This is a genomic window from Legionella moravica DSM 19234 (assembly GCF_000423305.1).
Taxonomy (GTDB): Bacteria; Pseudomonadota; Gammaproteobacteria; order Legionellales; family Legionellaceae; genus Legionella; species Legionella moravica.
The window spans coordinates 1-26913 of record NZ_AUHS01000037.1; the positions used below are offsets into that span (position 1 = coordinate 1).

Consider the following 26913-nt stretch of genomic DNA (forward strand, 5'->3'; position numbering starts at 1 on the left):
GGTTTGGAAATTCTCTCTGAGGAGTTGGAGGATCCTTTTAAGGTGTGCGATAACGGATTAAACCTTGATGTGATTGCCCGGAAGATTGAATTGAATATAGTGCAAATCGCAGAGAATGATTTAAAACCCTGATTTGCGCCTAGCGAGTCCAGGGAATCTTAATTGGCGCTGTATTCGCCATTTCGAATCCATGGACTTTATTCCGCAGAGCATGTTTCTCTCAATTAAGTTCCAGAAAGAGTATCCAAATTGAGAGAGTGGTTGGATATTCGATTTTTCACACGTACATGAATCAGATAGATAAGCACACTGCCAACAAGCGCACAGACTGGTATAACGGTCAGTGCATGTTGAAAGCTTGCAACACTGTATTGCTTCATTCCTTCCGGATTTAACGAGCCGTCCCAAGACCAATCCATGACTCGTCCAATCAGGGTGTGAAAGAAGGAACCGCCTAACATGTTGATGCAGTTTAAGAATGCGATGGTTATTCCAAGCTGTTTATAGGAAACCAGAGTAGAGCCGGCAGCAAATACAATAACTTGATAGCAGCACATGAGGCCAATGATAAAAAACAACAGGCTTAATAACCAACTGTTCATCAAGCTATTGGATACCAAGAGCATAAAAGCCAGAGCCAGGCCTGCGCCACACATCCCTATAACGCAATAATTACCCAACTTTTTACTTAAAAATGCAAGCACAGGACCACCGAAGATCATGCCTATATAGATAAATGAGATCAATGAGGCTGATTCTGCTTTATCAAAATGATAGGCGGTCATTAAATAAGGAACTCCCCAAACATCTGCAAAGCCTTCCAGGGCTCCTACCATCAACAAGTTTGCCAGGGCCAGAGTCCAGATGATCCACGATGAGAATAAAGAAGACAGGTTGCTTAGCTGGAGATCCTGTGTTGGTTTCTTTACCTGATCCACAGGGCTACGGACAACCAAATAGGTACACAATCCTATGGATATTGCGATTAATGCAAGGCCGAAGCCTACTTGTTGGCCATTATAAGTTTGAATCCATTGGGTGAGCGGTTTTCCACCATAGACAGCACCCATAAGACCCACACTGAAAGAAAATCCAATCATTTTGGCGTAACTCTCACTGCTAAACCATTCGGATACGACTTTGGATATTCCCAGGAATCCTACAGCAGATCCTGCTCCTATCATCAGTCTGCTTAACAGAGCCAGATAAAACGAGTCGGTATAACTAAAAATAAAGGCCCCCATACCGCAAAGCAATGCGAATATGAATACGACAGTTCTGGCTCCAAATTTTTCGAGAAGAAAGGCCATAGGAATTTGCATTCCCGCATATCCATAATAATAAAACGCGGCAAGAAGACCAAAACTTCCTGCATCAATTGCAAAATGGGTCATTATTTCCTGCATCATCAATCCAGGCCAAAGGCGCAGCATGAATTGAAAGGCAAAAAACGATAAGGGAAAAAACCACATCAAAAATGGTAGGTAATTTTTTTGGGAATAATTCATGTTAAACCTCAAATATACATCATCTGTTAAAAATCTATTGGGTCAAATTAACCGGAGCAATGCGTGATCTTGCGCAGTATTGGTAAACGGATTTAATCAGTGAATTGAGTGTTCTCGGTCTGTTATCCCGTGTCTTAAATTGAGTTTGAGTCATAGTACCCTCCAGTTTCTTCATCAGTTATCGTGAATATCCGTTCAACCTCCCTAGAGAGGTACGGTAATTGGCAATAACTGACCGCTCTAGGGTAAAGAGGGCAAGATAATAATTACTAAGTGATTTGTTGTGGATAATACCGTACAGTTTGACACGACAACTGCAGTCGAATCTGCAGAGGCAATCGTATTTTTTTGAGTACTGTACTTTTTCATAGAGTGATTAATTTGGTTATATTATTACTTCTGATTAATTAAAATAACAAGATGTGCATTGATTTGTCAATAGTAGGGCTGCTTTCTGGCGACCAATAGCCTGATATTCATTCGAGCAGGAGCTGAGTGTGTTTTGATTACTCCGGGACTATAAGCGGTAATAGCCCTAAAGAATTTTTAGTAAGGGTTTGTTGGCTTTATGATAAGATGTTTCATTTCCGGGCGCGTCTCTAATGAGCAAGTCCTGTCTCTTCATTTCGTTTGGAGTGTCTTTTAAAGCAATAACTCCTATGATTTGGCAATCCTCTGTTTGTATGTCTTTTGTGCATTTCTATAGCACATTGTTTTAAATTGGTGCTTAATGTTGTCATATGATATGCATTAACTTATAATGGTCATCTTTTCATCATTAAGACGCTTAACGGATCAGCATGCCTCATTTAAAAACTCCTGCACAACTTGCCACTCACCCAATAGCACACCGAATTCCCTGGAAGATATGGGAAAATGAATTTGATTATCAATCACGTACTTGGGAATTAAAGTACATGAATTTTGATTTCGGCAAATTTTTACAACAGGTAAATAAATCGTACAATCCTTACAAAGCCATGTTGTGTATGCTGTTCGGTCATCAAGAGACATCACCTGAAGAATTGTTACCCGTGCTCTTGAATGTTAAAAAAAAATATTTGGAATTGATGCTCAAAGCGTTGTTAGTAGCGGGACGAACAGACATACTGGAGCGCTACATCAAGCACCCTGATGTCAACATCCATCCAAGAGTCCTGCAGCACTTTTGGACTCAAGGATGTGTCACTGCGGCACGATATGATAATCACTCGTTTATGCAGTTTATGGCACAGTGCTTAACGCCCGAACAATGGTGGATCACGATTGAATCCAATGATTTTGCCGTGTATATCGAAGCAGCAGCAAATGGCCACACGGCCTTTTTGCACTATCTTGAAGAGCACGTACGTCCTATTAACCGACATGCGGCTGCACTGGCCCAGAGTTGCCGAGCATTCAAAGAAGCGTTATCAAATGGGCATATTGAGACAATACGTCATCTGAATTCCCTAATGCCTCAGGCATACAGGAGTGTAGCGCTAACAGCAGATGATTTTGGCGCTCTGCTAAAAGCTGCAGCAAACGGCCATACCTCTGCCCTGGAATATGCTGAGCAATGGATGACGGAAGAGCAAATCATGAGTATGGTTCAGACCAATCAATTTGAAGCGTACCGAAAAGCAGCTGCCAATGGACATGTGGGTACCTTGAGATACCTGGAACGTCGAATGCGTCCTGAAGACGTCAAAATCGCGATTCTGGCAAATGACTTTGAGACCTATCGAAAAGCCGCCGCAAATGGGTCCATCGACACCCTGCAGCACCTTGAGTCGCACATGACGAAAAAACAGATTACAGCCGCAGTTATCGCAGATTACTACCAAGCATACCGCGGAGCTGCTTTAAACGGCCATGTTGCTACCATGCAGTATCTGGAGCCACGGATGCCCTACGGACGAAAGCATGCTGCATTACGAGCCAACCAATATGAGTTGGTGCGAGCCGCGGCGAACAGGCGCGATGTCCTGACACTTGAGCAGCTACAAACAGGGTTAGAAGACCGTATCTGGAGAGAAGCACTGAGTGTAAATGATTACGAAGCATATGGTCAGGCTGCAGAACGTGGTGATATGGCCACCCTGCACTATATGGAACGTTGCTTTACAGCGGAACAAATAAATGAAGCGATGTCAATGTCTAACTATGAAGGCGAGGGTTGCACACCTTATATCCGCGCCATCAGAAATGGTCATATGGAGATGGTGCAGCACCTCGAATCCCAGATGACCTCTGAACAAGTATTCGAGGCATGTCAATCCAGTGATTTTAACCCCTATGCCCTGGCGGACAATGTTAATATACTCAAACACTTGGAATCTCATCTGTCCAAGGTACAAATCTACGGTATTCTAAGTGCAGACTCGTGGTCAGTATACCAAGAAGTCTTGAGTGGTCGAAAAATCGCCAATACAGAGTACATCGAAACCTATATGTCTATTGATGAAATTAAGCAGAAGTTAAGGGCAGATAGTTATAACATATATCATTATGTAATAGTTTCCGGTTACCTTTCAAACCTCAGGCACATAGAACTATATCTTGATAAAGAAGAAATTCAGGAAGTGCTTCGAGCAAATAACTACGAAAAACTCAATTATGCCCTATACCGCGGTCATATTGAAATATTGAAATACTTTGAAGAACACATTCTATCACATGAAGAAATTAGTGTTCGAATTAGAACGAATAACTATACATCGATCCTAAGTGCTCTATCAACAGATGATATTGAACTCGCTGAGTACCTTAAAGGCTTTGTGACCCCTAAAGAAATAGATGGAGCGCTCCGGCGTAGACGCCTTAAACTATGGGAAGATGCGCTTCGCTACGATCATCGTGAATTCCAGGATCTTCTTGAAGGCTTCATGACTCTTGATGAAATGAAGCAGGTACTTCAGAACATGAATTTTATTGTATTCAAAGAAATTGCCACAAATGGCCATATCGAAACACTCCAGCATTTGTTTGAAATAATGCCTTCGGATTTCATGGAGGCAGCACTGCGGTCGAATCATTATGAAGCATACAGAAATGCTCTTGGAATGTGGAAGACTGACGTCTTGCGTTACCTTGAGTCCTACATGCCTCCTGAACAAATTCATGCGGCAATTCTGTCTAATAATTATCGTACTTATTTTCTGGCAATGCGACATCCCAAAACCGCGCATTATGTGGAAAGACGATTAAAGCAGCTGGGATCTCCCCGGATTCCTGACCGAGTTATAGCCGATATGTACCTTGATGCTGCGGCAGGTGGCGAAACCTCCATTCTGCGGCAACTCGAACGGTCAATGACTCCAGAGTTATTAAATACGATACTCCAATGTCTTTGTAACATTGACCATTTTGAGGTGGTATTCGAGACCGAGTCTTTTAGTGAATTTCGCCTCACCCGCTGCGCCAAACGACATCCCGATACATTGTGGCATCTTCTGAACCACCTGACATTCATGGATTGGGCGCTTTTGCATCAGGCGGAGTGTGGTGATGTATTGCCGGTATTTTTGTACGAGCGTTGTGAGACATGGCAAGCTGAAGCAAGGGCCTTCGCCGAGAGTAATCCAAACGCAGTCTTTACGCTGGATGAGGCGAACACTGCTTTTGCTCTGCGTGCGGCAATCGGATTTGCTCGGCATAACAATCACTCATCGCAACAGTTTCTGCAATTTTTACTTGGTATTCCTAGTGTGGTTGCCCAGGCACATGCTGCAGTTCGCGATGAGGAAAACGCTCTCTTGCGCGCAGCGATTCGTCATGAAAACCATAGGGCGATTCAACTGCTTATGGCAATACCGCAAGTGTATGCCTTGGCGCAAGCCCATAATTTTTATGCAGATGACATTTCAGGCAATGTGGACCTACGAGCCATAGCACAGGATAGGGAATCGTCCCTGCGTGCCTTGACACCGTTGGAGAAACGTCGCTTATCCCGCCTTCAAAAACACTATGCAGAGAAGATTTTTGGAGGCGAGGACAAAATAGATCCCGTCAGAGTAAACCAAATATTGGAAGCGCTGCGTAATTACCTGCGCAAATGTTATGAAGCCAAACCAGCTCGCATCATTCTTAATAACAAGGAATTGATCCTGCCACTGTCATGGGATGCGTTTCAGCGGCTTAATCTCACTGGGGAAGTGCACGCAAGCGCATTGAGAGCGTATTACACACACACGGTTCATACCGCGCTTCGCTGGATACTGAAACCCAACCCATGGATGGCGGTTAATGCGTCCTTTGCTGAGAATAATCCGCGGAAAGGATTGGGTTATTCCTCCTTTGAAGGATACAGCAAAGAGATCGTTCTTCTTTGGGCAGCGGCAGGGGACGCAACGGCGGCACCTACTCAAGGACATACTCTCGAAGGCCGGATTGTTCATTTTATCACTGAGCTTGCCCTCATCAATCGCGCCCATAATTGGGATAAAAAACGTCCTGCAAAACGCCTTGACGGTACTGAATTTATGGAGCACTACGATGATCTCGAAGGCGACAATCCAAGCTGTTTTTCAGGCGGCTTACGTCGTATTTTTCAATCAATTACTGGACATCCCCTGATGCGTGAACTTGGAACAGAGCTTCTTGATGCAGAACTTCGTGACTTTGCAAGAGCGCATTTTTCTTCCCGAATCACACCTCAGAACCTGCAGCAACTCCGTGGCATAGGGGAAGCACTGGTAGATTTGAAAGAATTAAGTGATCAGCAGATAGAAACTCTTCGTGGATTGGACATTTCTGAGCAGGAATTCAATACGTTTATAGAGAAACTGTCTGAAAAATATAATATGGAATGGAAGCCATGCCATCTGGCGTATCTGAAAGATCGTATTGCGCCTAGAGAAGGTGCCTCCTATCATGTCACTCGACTGTGGATTCTTGTCGATTTTGCACAGCTTCTCGAATCGCAAAAACCATCAGCCACTGCAACGGCATCGACATCCGGTTTCTTTGCTGCAACCAGTGGGGCCGCTTCTTCAGTGCCTGTGAGCGACGACAGACCAAAGCGCGATCGTCCTGAAGAAGATTCCGAGGAACAGGAATCAGATTTATCCCAAACACACAAGCGTCCCCGCCAGTCATAAAAACTGTTAGCCAGGAAGAATATATATTCTTCCTGGTTGGTAGACGTTTTGTCTCGTTGCCAAGAGCGTTCCCCAAAACTGTTAGTTCCCATTTGTATGAGTACTTTAACTAATAACACTAGGGGACTTCTCTTTTTGAACAACCTGTTAATGAGCATCATCCCAATTAGCGCCTGTTCCAATAGAAACCAGTAAGGGAACAGAAAGCTCAACTGTATGCTCCATGAGATCATGGATTATTTTAGTGCATGACTCGACTTCTTCATGACGTACTTCAAAAACCAGCTCATCATGTACCTGCATGATCATGCGGGCTGGAGGGTTGATTTGGGAATTTTGCCAGTTTGCTACGGCAAGCATGGTTTTTTTAATGATGTCTGCAGCTGTACCTTGCATGGGTGCATTGATTGCCATACGCTCCGCAGCCTTTTGCCGCATCATATTTCGAGCATTAATTTCAGGTAAATAGAGACGTCTTCCAAATAACGTTTCTACGTAACCCAATTGATGCGCTTGCTTTCGAGTGCGTTCCATATAGTCGAGTACACCAGGGTATCGTTGAAAATAAGTATCAATGTAATGTTGGGCATCGGGGATAAGAAAAACAAAGCAGATCTTTTAATGCGAGCTCTATCGTTCAATTATTGAAATTATTTATCATTTTTACTACAGTTAAATAAAGTGTGTTGCTATAGAGTTAATCATGAAAGAAATTGCAAACGAGATACTGAATGTAAACAATTCAGAAGGCAGCAAGGTTGCCATTCTTGTGATTGATGAGGATCACGAAGCCACAGGTGGAGCAGAGACTTATGATCAGGTGATAAGTAGGAAACAGGAACGAGTCGTTGAATTTGCTAATACTCATGGTTTACCCATGTGGTTTGTATACGGAGAACTACCAACAAGAAAGTTACTTATGAATAAAGTAACAAACAAAGCGCTTGTGTCGGAATTTCATAAATTTTACGCTAATGCATTTCTTGTTGATCCTTTCGATCCTGTTGAGTATCCGCTTGATAAACAGCTAAAAGATGCTGGAATTACTCATCTTGTTATATTGGGCCATCATATGGAAGCTTGTGTTAAAGAGACTGCCATGAGTGCTCTTAAACTGGGGTATGGCGTGATTACCTCAATGGACACGCTTAGACAAAACTGTCTATTCTTTTATGATCAGTGCTCGTGGAAAAATGTTGAAGGTGTCTCATTCTATGAATCGCTGGATGCGGAAGTGAAGCATCTGAGGGATGAGTCCGTGGCAGCGCCTTCAAGTAGTTCGTGGAATGATCCTCTGCCAGTCAGGGATGCTCACGAAGATATCCTGGATTATAATGCTGAAATTACTTTCACTGATTTTGATTTTGATATCAACTGCGAGACCACAGAAGCACAGAAATCAACCGCATCATCAGAAAAGCAAGGCAGTCAGTACACTTATGAAGAATTACGTAAATTATTAGAAAGCGAGGTATTTATTGAGCCTGGGTCAAAATTAAAAGAACAAGTCTATCCGAATCTGGTTCACTTGTTAAATGCTATAAAAGATAATGCAGATTTTACAACAATTAAGGAGATTGCAAAGCAGGGCATAGAGAGAAATAGTACAATTAAGGAAAACAATTTATCCTCGGACACTCAGCATGTAACTAATCGCCTCACCATATTCCAGACAATACTTAATGCGAATACCCTTGAGGAAGCGCTTGATTCAATACATCAAAAATATCCTCAAGACAGTCAAACGCAGAATAATGAATCAACTAGTAATATGACTCTAAAATAACTCCATATTCAGGTGTGTTGATAATTCAGATTTCGATATCTTGCGACGTTTGAAATAATTCGAATCAGAACCCGGAATTTAGGGGCGTTGCCTCATTAAAAATAATTAATACTTTCTCTGATAATGCTCACAGATAGAGTACCTTTCTTGTCTTTATCACGTTTCATCAAGGTATAGATAACCAGTTTAAATTCATCGCTTTTCGCAAAAGCAACACTGAGGAAATATTTGCTTTCTAGTGTTATTTGCTCCGTAGGCAGATCAATTTTTTTAATTAATTCATCAATATCTTTAAGATCTTCAATTCCGGTTTCACCCCTGGCCATGATGAGTTCATTCGTCTGAGCTTCACTAAGTCCATTACCAAGAGCCATCAGGAGCTTTTTGGGAGCGGTATTGATGTTAATGGGAGTGGTTTCAGGTAATACCGTTATATAGGGCTCCAGGCTAAAAACAGGGGAGCGGTTACATCCTTTACCAGACGAAACTCAGATCGGCTTTTCATGAGTTGATGACTTGGGTTATACGCTGGCTTTTGTGAATGATAATAGGAGGTAAAAATGTCTTTACCTCGAGAAAGATCATAGGTCATCAACCAATTTTTTAAGGGTCATGAAATACGGGGTCAGATCTTGCCTTTTGCTTTGCTTTTTGCTTTTTGTTAAAAAACAAACTTAGAACGCAGCGGATCAAACCAGTGACAAATGATCGCATTATCCAGATGAAATGTTGCGATATGGTACCACACAGGCCCCGAATCAAAAGACGGATTTTCTTTCAGAAAATCAGACAAATCCTAGGGTGGAATGTAATCGATAATGGATGCTTTCATAGAAGCAGTCATGCCAGGAGGTTCTGCTCAAGGTCGCCCACAGTAAACAAAGTGCTTCTTCATAGTTACCGTAGTTTATACGGATGTTTGAGTTGATTTAATCATATACAATAAGGCTATATTTTCGATAATGAGTTTTTTGTCAGGCATTAATGACGACTGGAGATGTATCCAATGAAATTTTATCTTAATAACCACTGCGATTATGAGCAAAACCAACAAGCCAGCGTTATTCCCTGGAGTATTTGGTGGTGGGTATTTGATTATTGTTCTTCTGCAGATGAGCTGGCGAGAACGCAATGTCCTGTTGCCAGTCAATCCAGACTGCATAGGAACGAAAACCCAATAAAAGCATATTTGTGTGTTCTATTTGGTCACCCTGATTCAGCTGCGCAGGCGCTGTTGGATGCAGCTGATCGCATGGACGTGAGCAGGATGACGGTGTGCCTTGCGGCCCTTTATGCTCAGCGCACCGATCTATTGAAGCTTGTTGAAAACGATCTGCTGCCCGATTTTCGATGCGAAAGAATTTCACAGGATGATGTCTGTAATGCCCTTTTATGGGCAGGCATACACCAGCAGTCGTTTCTATTCACCCAGGTGCTTGATTTGGTTAGTCCCCATTTTTCTGGTTTGAAAAATGATAAGAAGACGCATGGATCTGCTTTTGACCACGCAGTCAAGCAAGGACATCTGGATATTGTTGATAGAATAGTGGAACTGGTGCCGGATCTGGACTACCTGCTGGATCAGTCTTCCCGAAGATGGGGCAAATGTCCTCAGCCGGTATTCAATCGTCTGATTGAGCTCACGCTGTCATCATCGCGACAGCCATTTGATATTTTGGCACAAAATCAGTTTTATGCTGTAGGTAAAGCCGTCGAAGATAAAAATCTTGAAAGCCTCAATCGCCTTTTGGCTTTGGTACCGGATGACAGGCAGCGAACATTAATGGTGACAGGAGGTGAATGCCCATATCAGTTTTTTATGGGTGCGGCTTATCCGGGGGGGCTGGAAATATTTAAACGCCTCCTGAGCGCGATATCAGTAGATTTCGAAGCCCATCGAACAGCTGTGTTTGAATTGTGTGTCGGGAGAGCACTTTACGAGCTGTCCATGAGCAACGACCTTGCCTTTCTCGATTACTTTATCGAGCAGGTGCCTGAACGTTTGATCAGAAGATTACAGGATTCAGATTGTTTTGATATTGACAATGCTGCTGTCCGGGGTTCTGTGGAGGTTTTGGGTCGATTGATTGCATTATCTCCTCAATGGCTTGAGGCGCAACAAAAGTCGCAATACAGGACGTTTAGCGGAACCTATGGCCCCAAGGCCATCCGGCGATTTCTGGAGCTTGCTCCAGATCATGTTGATGATATGTTGACCGTCAGTAAATATAAAGCGATCGTAGCGGCATATCGTCATTACAATCAAGACAGGGATTTTTTAGCCCACATCACCAGTCTGGCTTCACATCCCCGGCATAGAGCCGCGTTAAATAACCCGTTTTTTTTAGAAAAGGTAAGACAATGGTACCAGGAATTTGATTGTTATAAACACTCACGTGATGACAGCAGTTTCAGCAAAACAGTAACCGGTATTCCAACGGGTAATCGAGTATACTGCTTCAAATATAACGAAGCCAAACGTAATATCCTGGGAACATTTATAGCCAGGCATCTACTGACCTGTGACGAACCAGCAACCGACAGAGAGCTGAAATTTTTGTTACGCATTCCTGCTATTGCTGTAAGTCTGCATGGGTCCATCGACCCTGAGCAATGTGCCCCAAGGCATGGCAACATACTGCGTGAATCCGCTTTTGTGGCAGAATTAATGGCATACAGAGAACGCCGCAGCGCCGATCCGCGAGGAGAATATTACTCATTTTTTGCCCGTCTTTGGGGTGGATACGAGCGCAGCCGTTCAGCCAAACTGCGTGCGGTTGATACCTTGATTTATTACATCCAGGAAGAGATTTTTGAGACGGCGCACCTGCCGGAGGCGACAAAAAACGGAGAGTTGTCTGATATCGTCGATCGCTTCGTGATATTGCAATCTAATGCTGCAACCAGTCGACATGTTGTTTGATGTCAGTGAGTACAGGGAGGAGCCGCTGTTCTTGAGGGGGCCGGAGGGCCCCCTTGCCACACAACATTAGACAGAGTGTGTTACAACACCATAATCGAAGTGTTAATACATATACCCTGAACTTGAACTGGCTTCTGTAACAGGAGAAAATTCCAGTTGGAAACGTTTTGATTCATTTAATCGGATAGAACAAATACGTATGTAATCCGCTCTCTTCGCACCGCAGATACAAGGCCACGGTATGGCTGATGGGGGCGTATCAGTATAAATGCATAAATGTACTCATTGTTTAAAGACGATTATGCTAAGAAATTGTCCCCTTTGGCACACTCAATTATTTATAATAACACCGCATTAGCCCAACACCTTCTTGAGAATGGTGCAGACAAAGAAATAGCATTCAATGAGCTTGGTTGTACAGAACTATATTTTGCAGTAGCGACGAATAATATCGCTAAAGTCAAAGAAATATTAAAGACATCAACTAGCGATCTAGAAAAGAAAGACAAGGGTGGTAATACTCCTCTGCATTATGCTCCAATTCACTTAAAAATTATTTAGACACTACTATTCTCTTGGCCAATTCAACTTGTGTTATTTCATAATTTATACGCAAAAAATGAGTCAATGATGCTAATAAACAAAACAAGAGGTAATGAGTTCTTCATCAATACCTCTCAGCAAACGGAAAATACAGGAGTGGAAGTTTGTTTGTCAGATTAAAATGCAGCCAAATTCCAGAAGGACAAATCGGCTGATACAGCAGGACTACGAACTTCTACAAATTGAAATTCATTGCTCACTTCAGAGATGTTTTCTTTTATTTGCACATGGCTGATTTTTAAGGTGCTGCATATCTTTAAGAGTGGGTAGGTGCCCAAAAGTGCTTTTACTTGCTCCCATAGATAATCAGGAATTGTACCTTGACTGGTTCTGGTTTTACGCCAGTGTTCGAATGCCTCTTTGACGGATTCAAGCTTATCAACTGCTTTATTCATAAAGATCGCCTCTTGAAAATTATCAAGGCTATAGCTTATCTAGCATGGTTGGCCATAGGCACGCAGGCTCGCCGAAAGCTCAGGCTCTGTTTCGGTAACTGCCAACGAAACGAAACAGCTAAAAAACCCCGCTGACTCAACAGTCTTTAATAATTCCTTAATCTTATCGAATTATAATGCACCAACTTATTCAAATCATAATCATATGATTTAATCCTTCAATTACCTTAGGTGATGTAATGAAAAAAGTCATTATTGGTGCGGGGCCCGCAGGTTTATATACAGCAATTAAATTACACAAAGAAGGCATTCGTGACCTAGTCGTTTATGATCCTCGTGCTGGTCACTATACTCGGCCGGGACACTTGAATGGAAGCGTTTTTAAGGTTGCAGAATCAGGACTGCAGTTTGAATTTTGGTCCGGAAATAAAATTGGACACATCAAAGACCTGGAAAATGCACTCTATATACAAGCCACTAAATTAGGCATCACAATCGAAAGAAAACGCTTTATACGCTTACATGAGGATGCCAGAAAACCAGGTGTTATTGTTGACAATGATGGTGTGGAAGAACGTGTTGAAGCAGATTATGTCTTTGATTGTACAGGATCACGACGAGAAGTGGTTGCGGCACTGAATCATCTGGTACCTGATTCACCTTTAAAAATGACCACCATTACCGACCTTCCGGTGCGCAATCACTTTCTTGCCTATGTAAAAATAAATCAGTCCGATTGGAGTCGTTTTCAATATGACAGCACTCAAATTGAGCATTTTCCAGAAATGGTGGATGCTTTATCCTTTGCTCAATCAATAATGAAACTCAGAACAATGGGCTGGAAGGAATTCAAGTTTCCCCGGTGTTATGGTGTGAGCTTTGGTAAGGATAAAATATGTTTGTATTTACATGCTCCCGATAATCTGCCTAAAGAACATTATGATGATTGGGTACAAACAGTTCTCGAATGTTATACAAAATCCATTAGTTACAGTCACTTAGCTCCGTCGCCCAAACCACGATTCTTGTCTTTCCCGGCCAGTGCCCAGGCACTGCAGGATGTTTCCTGTAAAAGAAAAAATTTACCTACAGTGATTGCTCTCGGCGATGCGCAAATTGATTTTGATTATTATCTGGCGCATGGTATTAAAGATGGAATGAAGCGTATTGATGCATTATTTCAGCATATGGAACTATTTGATAATGAAATCCATTATTTTGATTCCGAAGAGTACTTGGCAACAATTAATGATCTGTTACGTGCGCACAAACAAGAAGTGATAGTCGAAGCTGAAAGAGTGAAGCGAACTTTTGTTAGTGCTTTGGAAACAGCACAATTAAAGTTCAGACAAGCATTATTACTTAACAAAACTCCTGAGGAAAGAGGCATCATCAGTGACATTTTAAAAGAAATAGAAGCACGTCAAAATTATCATAAAGCACGTCAAAACTTTTCTGAATGTCATAATAAAGCGCATCAGGTAGTGCTGAATCAAAGTGATATTAATACTGTTATAGCTAAACTGAATCAGATTCAAAGTAATTTATTAATGACTCATGCCAACTTACCTGCACCCTTTGTGACAGAACATCAAGAGATTCAGCAGCTCCTGCTTCATTTAGCGGTCAGCTGGAAGGACGTTGGAAATGCGTTATTCAAAAGCCGACGAATGCCGGAGGCCATAGATGCCTACAAAAAAGCAATGAGTATTTACAACCTGGATGGCTTTGTTGGCAAGCATGCCGTCAAAGAAATTCCTATATACTCAAATTTGACGGTAGTATATTTACAGGAAAAACTTTATTCAGAAGCAATTTCTGCGGCAAATACCGCATTGTCTGTTATTGACAGTTGTTCTGCTGAAGATCAACCTGCCGCTCTGCAAGAAAAAATTATATATAATTTAATCAGAGCGTTGTGCGCTCAAGCCCAAAGTTTCCTGGATTCTGAAAAACCACGAGATGCTCGAATACTGCACTTGAGAGCAAAAAGCATAAAAAGTAAACATGAAAATAAATTTGCTTCTCAAACACTACAGACCATTGAAGGAATAATAAACGAGTTGCAGCAACGTCTTCCAGGTGATGTAGACAGTGAACTATTGCGTCGTTCAAGTGATAATATCGATGATCCTATTGAAGTGAGAACAGAACATGATTTAGACGACCCTGTATCTGTTGGCGAATTATTGGAACGTCTTAGTCTGTTTAGCCAAAAATCATCGGGTGAGAAGCAGATGGCTGCAACCTCAACGTCTCAATTTACCCATTGATAATCTGTGTTTTATAGACGAAAACGGAGCTGATCCCCGAATTACTCTCTACCCCCAATTGGGGGTTCGGCTCCATTCAACCTTCTATCCTGTTTGTATGGCTCCAATTTAATGTTTAAAAAACAAACAGACCATTCTTAAGATTCTGTTAATAAAATTTAGGTATAATCCGCCAGAAACAATGGTCCGGAAAAGATCAATAAAACCCAATTTGCAACCAGAGGATGGGTTTAATCTAGCTTTTTCAATTTGAATTGATTTGGAGAATATAAATGTCAGCCACCCTTTCCTTAAGCAGTAGTTACGGTTCTTTTTTCTGGGGATGTACCAAATTCGCTCTGTCACCCTACACCAATACGTTTATGGCGATAGCCAACGATAAAAATAATGACCCTTTCGTCAATATTGTCGCTGCCAGTGTGGTTACCAGTATTCTTACCTTTGTTATCCCTATTTTACCAGTGCTTGCTTCAGTTACTTTTGCCATCGCTTCTGTTGCCATGTTGCTTGCTGTTGCCACGATGTTTGTGACTTATCCGGTTGCTGTTCTCGCAGATGCCTGTGATTCATCCTGGGAGAGTGATAGCAACCTGGGCTTTAATCACCAATTTGCTTAATTCAAATCATACAATGGGGCTGGTGATGCCAGACTCTCTGTTGTGCTGAATATTCGTACCTAATGTCAATCCTCGCTTTCGCGAGGATGACTAATAAAGGATGGTGTCCGGCTCACTCATAAAAACCTATTTTAAAGAGTCTTTATTGGAATCAGGGCTTAGCTTGATCAGAGGATTAGTGATGGATGAACTCACCTTGCTCAACTCAGGCTTAACTTCAGTTTTTGTCGCTTCTTTCAAAGTAGGGCTTGGTTTTTTAGCAGCCTGCTTCATTACACCAGTTTTATTCACTGGATGAATATTACTCTGTCCAGAAGCACTCGCTTTACTTATATGAACTGGCGAAACAGATTTTTTAACAGCAGACTTCGCTTTCATAGTGGACGTTTTTGCTGATTTTTTGGATTTGGAAACTCCAGTACGCACAGAATGTTTACTTGTCTTTGCAGTGCCTGATATTTCATGACCAACAGCAGAAAAAAGCGGAGCAAGTGATGATTTCATCAATACATCACCATTTTGATTACTAAACAAATTTTCTTCAAAAAGATGAAACATATCCTGCACATAATCCAGAACTGTTTGCCCATTTTTAATCAGAGCATTCATATTTTTATGAAGGATGTCTTCAGGTTTACGGACACTTAAAAAATCAACTGGAGTGATATAAGTGAGTCGTTGCATGGTTTTAAAATTCAATTCCATCAATTCATTAACTGGTTTGATTATAGGATTTATATCCGTATTTAAAAGAGATTTAGTTAGCATGATAGTCCTTATGTTGCATTGCACCATGTAAAGCATAGCTCGCCATTTTTATTTGTCAAAAAAAATCCCTTATATCCGATAAACCACTGCAGAACCCCAGGGTGTGTTTATGACTCAACTCTGCTAAAGAAGGCATCAAGGCAATAAAAAAACAGTTGTTATTTTTTATGTTCTCAACGAGAATGCGCGCCTTATTAATACAAATACTGAGTTCGGAGTTTAACTATGATTGAAGAATGGCTGGCGGAGTTAAAAAAACTGGATCAACTTGCTTTTGATATTGCTCAACGTGTCTGGGAGAACTCTCCTGAAGCAAAAGATAAAAATGGAACGCCATTAACATCAGAGAATATTCTAATCCGGGTCGAACAGCTGGCAGATCAAATAGTAAAAGAATTCCCAGGAGCAAATCCTGTCCTTGTTGGTCTGATGGATGGTGCCACCCCCTTTGCCTCTCTACTCTGCTCGGCTTTGAATTCACGTCATTATAATTATAACTACACCACCATGTCAGTCAGCAGTTACGGCCATAAATTGGTTTCAGGTGAATTAACCATGGGAGCGCTGCCCAAAGTAAAACTATTCAGTAGACCTGTTATAGTGATTGACGATGTCTGTGACACTGGAAAAACCTTAAAATCAATTAAAGACTTATTTTTAACTCAATATCCTGAATTTGTTAAGCTGATGGTGCTGGTCGATAAAGAACAAGAACGACAACAGGGTTGCTCACCAGATTATATTGGATTTTCCATGTCTGCCGAAGCCTTCATCATCGGAATGGGACTGGATTATTTAGAGGAATTACGAAATACCTCTTCAATAAAAACAGCTAATCTCGCCAGCTTACCCAATGAAGAGGAAGCAAAACTTCTTGATCGAAGGGGTGTTCTCAGGAAAGCGATTGAAGGATTTATTGCGGCTCAAGCCAGAGAGAAACAACAAATATCTGAAATTAAATCAGATTCGACATCAAACGCTTCTTCCAGCTCCATGTCGTTTTTTGGCATAACCGATCCTAAGAACGACATCATTGTACCCACAGCATCAAGCAGCACTCCTGGATTAGGATGTACAGACACCAGTTCATCCTGATAACAGGCCATAAACAGGGGCATCATTGATTTGAGCCCTTGTTGTCTCACCTGAACCTTCAAATAAAAAAACACTGCTGGCAGCGAAAACCATTATGACAGTGCTAAAGCACTGGATCCCGCGTTCAAGGACAAGTCGCGGGACGTCGAAGTCTGAATTGTCAACTGACCCGAAAGGTATATCACAGCTGTCCCATTAAAAATGTGACGTCTTTCCGAGCGTAGCGAGGAATCTCCTGCAAATTGGCACAATCTGAGTTAATGCATTACTTATCATTACCTTTTAAACTCTGTGTTTTTACAAGGAATTTAATGATGTCATCAGAAGATGTACCTGGATTTTTATATCATTTCGACTGATATGATTTTAATGGCCGCATTTTAATGGGATCGTGCTACCTTGCAGGAGATTCCTCGCTACGCTCGGAAAGACGTCACATTTTTAATGGGACAGCCGTGAGAGGTATACTAAAAATCCCTATTCAGACACATGAACAATTTGTTCTTTCGTGTTAATTTAATAATTACAGATCGTTTTAAGAATTCAAGGGTTGTTGACTGTTCCGATTTCAAACCGCTGAGATTTCTTCCCGAATGATCTACATGATTTATTTATCAACCTCACAAAAGCGGGGACCCATGAAAAAATGCAACGGTGTACTGGAGATAAGAGGACATAAAAATGATTATTGATATGAAAGTGATACTGGGTGGTGTCTTGCTCGGTCTGGCAGCAGGGATCATGCTTCTGGTTCGTGGTCAGATTCTGGGTTGTAGCGGCAAATTATTTCGCTCTTGGGATTTTGCCGGATTCAAACCCAATTACGATAATCTATTATTCATTGCAGGGTTAGTACTCAGCGGCATCATTTTTAACCTCACTCAACAAATCCCTAACCCCTTGGCTGTATTTAAAATCAGTCCGTGGATGTTATTTGCCGGTGGATTGTTAGTTGGCGGAGGGACCTATCTGGCTAATGGATGCACCAGCGGGCATGGTCTATGCGGCATGTCGCTATTGCGCAAACGATCCATTACCGCAGTTGCTATCTTTTTTCCGGTTGCCATCATAACCGCCTGGTTGGTTCACTAAGGAATTACTCATGAAAAAACTCATTTCATTACTTACCGGATTAATGTTCGGCACCGGGTTAATTTTAACGGGCATGTACAGTCCTGATATTATTATAGCGGGATTGAAAATTGGCGCCGAAACGTTCCGCATCAATCTGTATCTTACTTTTGTAACAGCTCTGTTGGTCACTTTTCTATTATTTCAATTACGCAGATGGTTGGCTAAACCTTTAATGAACTCCTGCTATGATCTTCCTTCGCAAAACACAATCGACTGGAAACTAATCGTTGGTGCCTTGTTATTTGGAATAGGATGGGGAATTGCAGGGATTTGCCCAGGTCCAAACCTTGTTGGTCTGGGTCTCTTTTCCTGGCCATTTTACTGGATAAATTTTGCGGGCATTATTTCAGGCTTTCTCATCGTGCGGTATGTCACTCTTAAAAAAGCAAACACCGCAAAATAAATTAACGCTTCCGCCTTCCTCCCCTCGAACTGAGGGGAAACAACACCCGCCCTCAATACCTGAGAGAAAAAAATTCATTACCCTCCCTTTTCAATGCATTTTAATGCACAATGAACAATGACTTCATCAAACAAAAAGTTGATTAATTGAAAAACAAGGAAATACTCATTTCAAGTATAGGTAATACTATAGAATGGTTTGATTTTGGCTTGTTTATTTTCATGGCTCCAATTATCGGCGCCAAATTTTTTCCTCAACACTCAAGCACCTTATCAACTATAGATGCCTTGATAGTGTTTGCCGCTGGCTTTTTGTGCCGCCCATTAGGCGGCATTTTCTTTGGGTATTTTGGTGATACTCGAGGCCGGGCGAGTACTTTAAGAATATCAATCATTCTAATCACCCTGTCCACTCTGCTTATTGGCCTTATACCTTCTTATGAAACGGCAGGAATCATAGCTCCGATAGCGTTTATCATACTGCGCTTAATCCAGGGCCTGTCCATCGGTGGAGAATACAGCGGAGTCATGATTTACCTTGCTGAATCTGCTCCTCTCAAAAAACGCGGCTTTATAACCAGTTTTGCTGCAACTGGCGCCAATTTAGGTTTTTTATTGGCTACCGTCTCCTTGATGGTACTAAATTTCATGTGTACTGCTGAAGAAATTAATAGCTGGGCGTGGCGTTTGCCCTTTATATTGATTGGTTTACCTGGGTCATTGATTATTTATTATCGTTTTAAATTATCTGAAACACGAGTTTATTCACTTTTACAAAAAAACCACCATTTAGAATCCAGACCATTTCTTAGTGCCATCCAGTTCGCACCTTACCAGTTATTGAAAATTTTTGGGCTTACGTGCATGAGCGCTACTTTTTATTATGTTTTTTTTGGCTATATGCCCACTTATCTTGAGCATTATATAGGGTTTCAGCTCAACGATGCATTAAGCATACAAAGCTGCTTGTTAATCGCAATGCTCATTTTGGTGCCCTTGGCGGGAATTGGCGGTGATCATTTAAGTCGTAAAAAAATGGTAATGATCACCAATATGTCCGTGATTATCCTGGTACTGCCCTGTTTTTATTTACTGCAAACCAACTCACTCCTACTGACCCTTTTGGCCTTAAGTACAGCAACCATTATCAGCTCGATGGATCAAGGAAACACCCTGACAGCGGTAGTTGAAAATTGTCCTGAGAACGTGCGCTACAGTGGAATTGCCTTTTCTTACAATCTCGGGATGGCCTTGTTTGGCGGCACCACCCCCCTGGTCATTACCTTACTCATTGAACATACAAGCCTAATTGCTCCTGCTTATTATTTGATTCTGATGGCAACCATCAGTTTGATTACCGCAACAACCCTGGTCAAAAATAATCAATCACTCGGCCCATTATAAAGGGCGGCTCAATCAAATCACTGCACGCCCTCTCCTCTGCATGATCGCTATTTTTATATATACTTAATGACATGAGCCTGTAGGGAGTAAACCCATTATGAAGAAAGTGTCTTTGTTTTTATTCGCGCTCCTTGGAATAATTCATATGAATAGTTATGCTGCAGATTTCACTCTTCAAAGTTCTGCCTTTAAACCCAATAGCATGATTCCGGATCAGTATACCTGCGCGGGCACGGATACATCGCCACCTTTAAGCTGGCAGAATATTCCAGTCAATACACAATCGTTGGTATTGGTTGTTCATGATCCGGATGCACAAGGAGGAGAATGGATTCACTGGATAATCTTTAATATTCCACCAACAGTGACACAACTGGAGCCAGCCAGCCCTCTTCCTGATGGAGCATTGAATGGTACGAACAGTTGGGGTACAACGAATTATAAAGGGCCATGTCCTCCAATGGGTGTACATCGCTATGTGTTTAACCTTTATGCATTGGATAATCTGGTTCATCTTGAACAAGGTGCCAGCAAAGACAAGGTGCTTAATGCCATAACAGGGCATGTGATTGGAAGCGCCGAATTAATTGGGCTTTATCAAAAATTCTAGGTTCTGTGAACGAGAAATGATAGTAGCATTAAGGTATTTTAGATCCCGCGGTCTTCGCCGCGGGAATTCGCATGATATGTGAGTGCATGCTTCATTTCGAAATCCCGCGGCGAAGACCGCGGGATCCATAAAGTAGAACCGGACTGGTTTTGCGAAGACGTGTAGAGTTGTGCATAAAATCCTGGTTGCCAGCAACCAGGCTTCAAATACGGGTTCCATAGTCAATGCCACTGGAATTAATTACAAACAGCCGAACAGATGCATCTCTCGCAGACCAGGTTACTAATGCAATTTCAATGTCGATCGGACTCGTCGCATTAAAAAATTGGCAACAGTCATTACCCCTACTTTCCAATAACCGATAATTTTTATCTGATGCGATTTATACAACAATAAATAAACCATTCGCGCAAAAAAACCGGTAATGAACACGCTTTTTTCATTACCAAGAATCAGAGCACCAGTGGTTCCTTTCTGGCTTAGAGAAACTAAAGACCCATGATCCACATAGCGGTATTCCTTTAATGGCTGTTTCTTTATCACCTGTTCAATGGAATGAACTAACAAACTAGCTTGCTGATGTGCGGCCTGTGCTCGAGCAGGTACTTGTGTTCCATCTGAAAGGATACAACAGGCACAGTCACCAAAAGCAAAAATCGAATCATCAACAGTAGTTTGCAAAGTGGGTTTTACTTTAATTTGACCCGCATGGTTCAATTCAAAATCGGCAAGAGATTTCACACGTTCCTGCCCTTTTATTCCTGCGACCCAAATGATCATATCAGCAGGAATGAATTGATTGTCATGAGTGATAATACCCTGTTCTTTAACCTCAATAACCCGAGTATTCGTTAAAATATCAATATCCATTTCAGCCAACTGTTTTTGGGTTACTACTGAAATGTTTTCTGGCAATGGAGATAAAATTCTGGAAGCAGCTTCAATTATGTGAATCCGTGCAATTTCTTTAGGATTAAATTTCTGTGACATTAACGCGCTTAACTGCGATAAGGAGTTTCGTAATTCTGCCGCTAATTCCACACCAGTGGCTCCCCCACCGACAATCGCTATTTGAATGGGTTTGGATCCCTTCTCATAATGATTTTTAATTAACTGCTGAAACAACACACGGTGAATGGTTTTTGCTTGCTGTTCAAAATCAAGATAATAACAATATTCATTACTCCCCGGAGTATTAAAATTATTGGTCACACTGCCTATAGACAAAATCAGCAGGTCATAAGGAATCATAAGCTCTTCTGGAGTCTCAAGCGCATCTGGATTGCGGATTAGTAGAGTTTTATTCACGCGGTCAATTTTTATTAATTGACCAAGTTCGAAATGAAATTTATTTTTTTTAGCAATTGCCAGATAGCTCATTTTATCGTAAATATTATTGAGACTGCCGCTGGCTACTTCGTGAAACAAAGGTTTCCATACATGCGTCAAGGACTGATCCACCAAAGTAAGATGTACATCCGGATTGTGGCGATAAGCACGAGCCAGAGACACGACCAGCTCCAATCCTCCAGCTCCCCCTCCTACCACGACAATGTTCAATTGTACCTCCTATGCGGTAATTTTTGATTAACCAGGATATTACGAAGTTACTGCTCTACTTCATTCACTTATTACTCAATTTCTGATTTGCCCGTCACCATAAATGACCCACTTATAACTGGTCAATGCTTCCAGCCCCATAGGACCTCGGGCATGCAATTTTTGGGTACTGATTCCGATTTCTGCCCCCATGCCAAACTGACCGCCATCAGTAAATGCCGTTGAAGCATTGGCATAGAGTGCTGCTGCATCAACATGACTCATAAAATACTGAATCGCTTCATTATCCTCTGCAATAATTGCTTCACTATGACCTGAGGTGTAGTGCATGATATGTTCTACTGCTTCAGCTAGAGAACCTACTGTTTTGATGGACATTTTATGCGATAAAAACTCGGTACCAAAATCTTCGGGTTTTGCGTGATGCAACAAATCAGACGGATAGACATCCTTGAGAACCTGATAACCTGGCTGATCGGCAAAAAGCACCACCCGCTGTGCTGCCAACAATTCAACCAATGCATACAATTTATCCAGGCATTGTTGATGAATGACTAAAGTATCCAGGGCATTACATACACTGACCCTTCTTGTTTTTGCATTATTAATGATTAAACGCCCTTTCTCTACAGAGCCGCTGATATCAAAATAGGTATGCACAATACCCGCACCAGTCTCAATGACAGGAATTTTAGCGTGTTCCCGAACGAAATTAATTAAAGCCTGACTGCCTCTGGGAATGCACACATCAATCAGATTAACTGCGCCAAGTAACTGATGAGTGGCCTCACGATCTGGTGGCAATAAATAGACGCAATTGCCATCAATGCCATGTAAATTCAAAGCCTGATGAATTAAAGACAGCAGGTAACGATTGCTGTGTTCGGCTTCTTTGCCCCCCTTCAGTATGCATGCGTTTCCTGCTTTAAAACACAAGGTAAACACATCAACGGTCACGTTGGGCCTTGATTCATAAATCACTGCAACTACGCCAAGAGGAACGGACAACTTATTAATGTGCAAACCATTTGGCAGTATTTTTTCTTCTAGAATCTGACCAACAGGATTTGGCAAGGATGCGACAAGCGCCACATCATCAGCAATGGCATTGATCTGTTGTTCGGTAAGCATCAATCGATCGTATTTAGGATCGTCCTTTGCCATCAAGGCGAGATCCTTGCTGTTCTCCCGAATTATTAGCGCGACCGATTGTCGTATGAGATCCGCAAGGCTCAACAGGACACTATTGCGTTGTTCATCACTGAAAGATGCCAATCCATAACTGGCTTTCTTGACTGCCTTGATTTGAGTAATAACGTCATTCATTCCGGACAACTCCTAAAAAAGATGCAAATGATCGTAGTGAATAAATTCAGGCTTATCTTTCTGGCCCAGGAAGGTTTGTAATTTATTGGCATCATATTGTGCAATACCAATTCCTATTTTTGCCCCATCCGGAGCAATAATTTCAACCAAATCCCTTTTTTTGAAATCGCCAGTACACGCAACAATACCAACAGGCAATAGGCTGATAGCACGGTTGCCTTCTTTTAAAAGGGCATGCAAACAGGTATTCACCGATATTGAACCCATTTTTTTATCACTATTATAGGCCATCCAGCGTTTAATGTTTGATTTTTTCTTACGGGGTAAAATACAGGTTCCCACCGATTCATTATTCAAAATCCGCTTAAGGACATTGATTTGATCAATACTGGCAATATGAGTGGTGATACCCAAAACAGACATTTTACGCGCTGTTCCAAGTTTACTGAGCATCCCCCCGCGACCCTGAGCACTTTTTTCTGCAGAAACTTCAGGCCAACCCTCTTCAGGATTAATCACAGAAATCAGTTCAGAACCTGGTTCGCTTGGATGTCCTGTAAAAACGCCCGCCACATTACTCAATATAATCAATTTATCCGCATTCATTTGAGCCGCTATCAAACCAGCTAACTCATCGTTGTCGGTAAACATCAGCTCTTCAACTGCCACACTGTCGTTTTCATTGATGATAGGAACTATGTTTTTATGATCAAGAATAACCCGGAGTAATCGGGCAATATTTAAATAGTGATGTCGGGTTTGAAAATCCTGTTTGGTTAGCAATAATTGTGAGGCAAGGATATTATGGGCTTTAAACATAGCGGAATAAACATGAATCAATTCATGTTGACCGATAGAGGCCAATACCTGTTTTTCCCCCAGAGAACTGCCAAATTCACGGCCAAGTAATTGATGTGCTGCTTTTCTGCCAAAACCTACAGCCCCAGAACTAACCAGTACGACATGATGCCCTGCTTTTTGCAGACAGACTATTTGCTCAACCAAATGCAACATGACCGGCTCATTAGGAGTTCCATCAGAAGATAAAATGCTTTGCGTGCCAACTTTAATAACTACTTTCATTGTTCAATCTCCTTTAGGAACATCACATCAGCAGGAAACCCATGTCTTAAACCAACCAGAATTAATTTAATGCACTTTGCTTCATATCGGGTATATTTTAAGCCAATGATTGAGACAAGCAACACCATGTGGATTAAATATTAGATAAATGAAATAAATTCGATGAACTTAGTATTTAAAGAATAGTTATGCCATCGCATCACAATAATCAAAATGAAGAAAATTTGATCACGTACGCATTAAAATATACAATACGGGTTCTTGTTTCATCACAATACCACAGAGGGGATTCAATGTCTGGAAAACGCATTTCTGATAAGAGCAATGGAACTTCTGTTCCAGTATTTACCCAATTGTGCGCACAAGTAAACTTCAGTCTTTTTGGTAACACATTAACAATTTACCCCAAATTAAATGGCGTTCCCCTTGACGAACGTGATTATCGCGCCAGTGAAGCAACACAAAAACTCAATCAAGCCTGGTCGAGTTTAGGCCAAAAAGTGTGTATTTTACGCAATTATCCTACACATGGACTATTGCACCAGGATCAGCTCACCAAAGAACATTGGCATACTCACGTTGAATTTGTAGAGCACATTGATGAAAATAAATTAACACAGATTCTTAATCAATTTGTTCTGGTTACTTTTATTACGGAACAGGAAAAAAATCGTTTTATCAAAACCTTCAGAGAGGCAAATAAACTCCCGCAAACTGAATTTGATAAACTGATGGCAAACAAGTACCTCAAACAACTCAGAAAATCCATTCAAAATAATGCGCAGTTTCGCCAAAATGATAAGCTTATGAGTCAAATGAATGTTGTGCTCCAGCATTTTGAGGCGTTAATTCTGACTGAAAAAAATCTGACTGAAGTACAAAGATACATTAAAGAAACTCAATTAGTCATAGATCATCCGACCAGGGACAATATTGCCAACCTGGAGAGGATGAGCACCCTTGCAGCAAGGAATCCGTCACCTTTGTGGCAAGCCATCAGTGTATCACTCATACTCCTGGGAATCTTTTTATGTACAGCAGGCTTAATGATTACTACGGCCCTTTGCGGTACCTCTATGGTACCAGGTATTGGAATAACCCTCAGTGGATTAGGTCTGTTTTCAGCAGGAGCATGCACCGCTCCTCAAGGAACAAGAAAGGGATCAAAGGATTTAACCCATTTAACCGAACTGATGAACGCGTCATTTGATGAATCGGTTGCTGGAGGATTTGTTACAAACCCTTACTAAAAATTCTTTGGGGTTATAATCGATTATAGTCCCCGAGTAATCAGCTCCTGCTCGAATGAATAACAGGCTATTGGTCGCCAGAAAGCCCACGGCTGTCCCATTAAAAATATAACGTCTTTCCGAGCGTAGCGAGGAATCTCCTGCAAGGTTGCACGATCCCATTAAAATGCGGCCATTAAAATCATATCAGTCGAAATGATATAAAAATCCAGGTACATCTTCTGATGACATCATTAAATTCCTTGTAAAAAAAGAGTTTAAAAGGTAATGATAATTAATGCATTAATTCAGATTATGCCAATTTGCAGGAGATTCCTCGCTACGCTCGGAAAGACGTCACATTTTTAATGGGACAGCCGTGCCAGAAAGCAGCCCTACTATTGACAAATCAATGCACATTTTGTTGTTTTAATTAATCAGAAGTAATAATATAACCAAATTAATCACTCTATGAAAAAGTACAGTACTCAAAAAAATACGATTGCCTCTGCAGATTCCACTGCAGTTGTCGTGTCATGCTGTACGGTATTATCCACAACAAATCACTTAGTAATTATTATCTTGCCCTCTTTACCCTAGAGCGGTCAGCTATTGCCAATTACCGAACCTCTCTAGGGAGAATGACCGCCTATCTTTTTGATAAAGCAGAATCAGCCTCATTGATCTCATTTATCTATATAGGCATGATCTTCGGTGGTCCTGTGCTTACATTTTAATGAAGCAATACAGTGTTGCAAGCTTTCAACATGAACTGACCGTCATACCTGTCTGTGCGCTTGTTGGCAGTGTGCTTATCTATCTGATTCATGTACGTGTGAAAAATCGAATATCCAACCACTCTCTCAATTTGGATACTCTTTCTGGAACTTAATTGAGAGAAACGCGCTCTGCGGAATAAAGTCCATGGATTCGAAATGGCGAATACAGCGCCAATTAAGATTCCCTGGACTCGCTAGGCGCAAATCAGGGTTTTAAATCATTCTCTGCGATTTGCACTATATTCAATTCAATCTTCCGGGCAATCACATCAAGGTTTAATCCGTTATCGCACACCTTAAAAGGATCCTCCAACTCCTCAGAGAGAATTTCCAAACC

21 protein-coding genes and 1 pseudogene are annotated in these 26913 nt (G+C 41.5%); 13 read left to right on the plus strand and 9 right to left on the minus strand.

Annotated elements, in window-relative coordinates; genetic code table 11:
* Window positions 1-224 precede the first annotated feature (224 nt).
* Window positions 225-1508: an MFS transporter gene (locus G543_RS0109340; protein ID WP_028384290.1), complete on the minus strand. Its 1284-nt coding sequence runs from the start codon at window positions 1506-1508 to the stop codon at window positions 225-227.
* A gap of 800 nt (window positions 1509-2308) precedes the next feature.
* On the opposite strand from G543_RS0109340, the gene G543_RS0109345 reads away from it, so the two are divergent.
* Window positions 2309-6589 (plus strand): hypothetical protein, encoded by a 4281-nt coding sequence (locus tag G543_RS0109345; RefSeq protein ID WP_028384291.1) that lies wholly within the window; start codon window positions 2309-2311, stop codon window positions 6587-6589.
* A 147-nt stretch (window positions 6590-6736) separates the two neighbouring features.
* Here the strand turns inward: G543_RS0109345 and G543_RS0109350 are convergent.
* Window positions 6737-7180 (minus strand): annotated as a pseudogene (locus tag G543_RS0109350) (DNA polymerase); the annotation flags it as partial.
* A 112-nt stretch (window positions 7181-7292) separates the two neighbouring features.
* Here G543_RS0109350 and G543_RS0109355 point away from each other — a divergent pair.
* The gene (locus tag G543_RS0109355) at window positions 7293-8375 is read left to right on the plus strand and encodes an isochorismatase family protein (RefSeq protein WP_028384293.1); all 1083 of its coding nucleotides are present in this window, start codon (window positions 7293-7295) and stop codon (window positions 8373-8375) included.
* Window positions 8376-8470: 95 nt separating this feature from the next.
* Here the strand turns inward: G543_RS0109355 and G543_RS19435 are convergent, their stop codons facing one another.
* Together G543_RS19435 and G543_RS19440 are read right to left on the minus strand one after the other, a co-directional pair.
* On the minus strand, window positions 8471-8749 hold the full coding sequence (locus G543_RS19435; protein WP_028384294.1) for a type II secretion system protein GspK: 279 nt from the start codon (window positions 8747-8749) through the stop codon (window positions 8471-8473).
* Between the two features lie 56 nt (window positions 8750-8805).
* On the minus strand, window positions 8806-8967 hold the full coding sequence (locus tag G543_RS19440; protein ID WP_278043800.1) for a type II secretion system protein GspK: 162 nt from the start codon (window positions 8965-8967) through the stop codon (window positions 8806-8808).
* 414 nt (window positions 8968-9381) lie between these two features.
* Between G543_RS19440 and G543_RS0109365 the strand changes: the two genes are divergently transcribed.
* Window positions 9382-11298 (plus strand): hypothetical protein, encoded by a 1917-nt coding sequence (locus tag G543_RS0109365; protein ID WP_028384295.1) that lies wholly within the window; start codon window positions 9382-9384, stop codon window positions 11296-11298.
* Between the two features lie 285 nt (window positions 11299-11583).
* A complete protein-coding gene (locus tag G543_RS0109370; RefSeq protein WP_162145889.1) occupies window positions 11584-11859 on the plus strand; it encodes an ankyrin repeat domain-containing protein in 276 nt (91 codons plus the stop codon).
* Window positions 11860-12017: 158 nt separating this feature from the next.
* Here G543_RS0109370 and G543_RS17570 read toward each other — a convergent pair whose 3' ends face one another.
* Window positions 12018-12296 carry a hypothetical protein gene (locus G543_RS17570; RefSeq protein WP_065236047.1) on the minus strand — a complete coding sequence of 93 codons (279 nt, stop codon included), beginning with the start codon at window positions 12294-12296 and terminating at the stop codon, window positions 12018-12020.
* A gap of 239 nt (window positions 12297-12535) precedes the next feature.
* Here G543_RS17570 and G543_RS0109385 point away from each other — a divergent pair, with 239 nt between their 5' ends.
* Both G543_RS0109385 and G543_RS0109390 read left to right on the plus strand, forming a co-directional pair.
* Window positions 12536-14569 (plus strand): FAD-dependent oxidoreductase, encoded by a 2034-nt coding sequence (locus G543_RS0109385; protein ID WP_028384297.1) that lies wholly within the window; start codon window positions 12536-12538, stop codon window positions 14567-14569.
* Between the two features lie 272 nt (window positions 14570-14841).
* Window positions 14842-15186 carry a hypothetical protein gene (locus G543_RS0109390; RefSeq protein ID WP_028384298.1) on the plus strand — a complete coding sequence of 115 codons (345 nt, stop codon included), beginning with the start codon at window positions 14842-14844 and terminating at the stop codon, window positions 15184-15186.
* A gap of 126 nt (window positions 15187-15312) precedes the next feature.
* On the opposite strand, the gene G543_RS18425 is transcribed toward G543_RS0109390, so the two are convergent.
* Complete coding sequence (locus G543_RS18425) at window positions 15313-15954, minus strand: hypothetical protein (RefSeq protein WP_051190662.1); 642 nt, start codon at window positions 15952-15954, stop codon at window positions 15313-15315.
* Between the two features lie 225 nt (window positions 15955-16179).
* Between G543_RS18425 and G543_RS0109400 the strand changes: the two genes are divergently transcribed.
* The 5 genes from G543_RS0109400 (at window position 16180) to G543_RS0109425 (ending at window position 20599) form a co-directional block, all read left to right on the plus strand.
* Window positions 16180-17049 (plus strand): phosphoribosyltransferase, encoded by an 870-nt coding sequence (locus G543_RS0109400; protein WP_028384299.1) that lies wholly within the window; start codon window positions 16180-16182, stop codon window positions 17047-17049.
* Window positions 17050-17730: 681 nt separating this feature from the next.
* Window positions 17731-18141 (plus strand): YeeE/YedE family protein, encoded by a 411-nt coding sequence (locus tag G543_RS0109410; RefSeq protein WP_028384300.1) that lies wholly within the window; start codon window positions 17731-17733, stop codon window positions 18139-18141.
* Between the two features lie 10 nt (window positions 18142-18151).
* Complete coding sequence (locus G543_RS0109415) at window positions 18152-18586, plus strand: DUF6691 family protein (protein WP_028384301.1); 435 nt, start codon at window positions 18152-18154, stop codon at window positions 18584-18586.
* A 146-nt stretch (window positions 18587-18732) separates the two neighbouring features.
* A complete protein-coding gene (locus tag G543_RS0109420) occupies window positions 18733-19989 on the plus strand; it encodes an MFS transporter (RefSeq protein ID WP_028384302.1) in 1257 nt (418 codons plus the stop codon).
* A 97-nt stretch (window positions 19990-20086) separates the two neighbouring features.
* A complete protein-coding gene (locus tag G543_RS0109425) occupies window positions 20087-20599 on the plus strand; it encodes a YbhB/YbcL family Raf kinase inhibitor-like protein (protein WP_028384303.1) in 513 nt (170 codons plus the stop codon).
* A gap of 282 nt (window positions 20600-20881) precedes the next feature.
* Here G543_RS0109425 and G543_RS0109430 read toward each other — a convergent pair whose 3' ends face one another.
* From G543_RS0109430 to proB, 3 genes are all read right to left on the minus strand, one after another.
* A complete protein-coding gene (locus G543_RS0109430) occupies window positions 20882-22159 on the minus strand; it encodes an NAD(P)/FAD-dependent oxidoreductase (RefSeq protein WP_028384304.1) in 1278 nt (425 codons plus the stop codon).
* Window positions 22160-22234: 75 nt separating this feature from the next.
* Window positions 22235-23485, minus strand: coding sequence for a glutamate-5-semialdehyde dehydrogenase (locus G543_RS0109435; RefSeq protein ID WP_028384305.1), 1251 nt, complete (start codon window positions 23483-23485; stop codon window positions 22235-22237).
* Window positions 23486-23497: 12 nt separating this feature from the next.
* A complete protein-coding gene (gene proB / locus G543_RS0109440; RefSeq protein ID WP_028384306.1) occupies window positions 23498-24568 on the minus strand; it encodes a glutamate 5-kinase in 1071 nt (356 codons plus the stop codon).
* A gap of 293 nt (window positions 24569-24861) precedes the next feature.
* On the opposite strand from proB, the gene G543_RS0109445 reads away from it, so the two are divergent.
* Complete coding sequence (locus tag G543_RS0109445) at window positions 24862-25818, plus strand: hypothetical protein (protein WP_133141396.1); 957 nt, start codon at window positions 24862-24864, stop codon at window positions 25816-25818.
* A gap of 515 nt (window positions 25819-26333) precedes the next feature.
* The gene (locus tag G543_RS18995) at window positions 26334-26534 is read left to right on the plus strand and encodes a hypothetical protein (RefSeq protein WP_155824933.1); all 201 of its coding nucleotides are present in this window, start codon (window positions 26334-26336) and stop codon (window positions 26532-26534) included.
* Window positions 26535-26913: the final 379 nt, after the last annotated feature.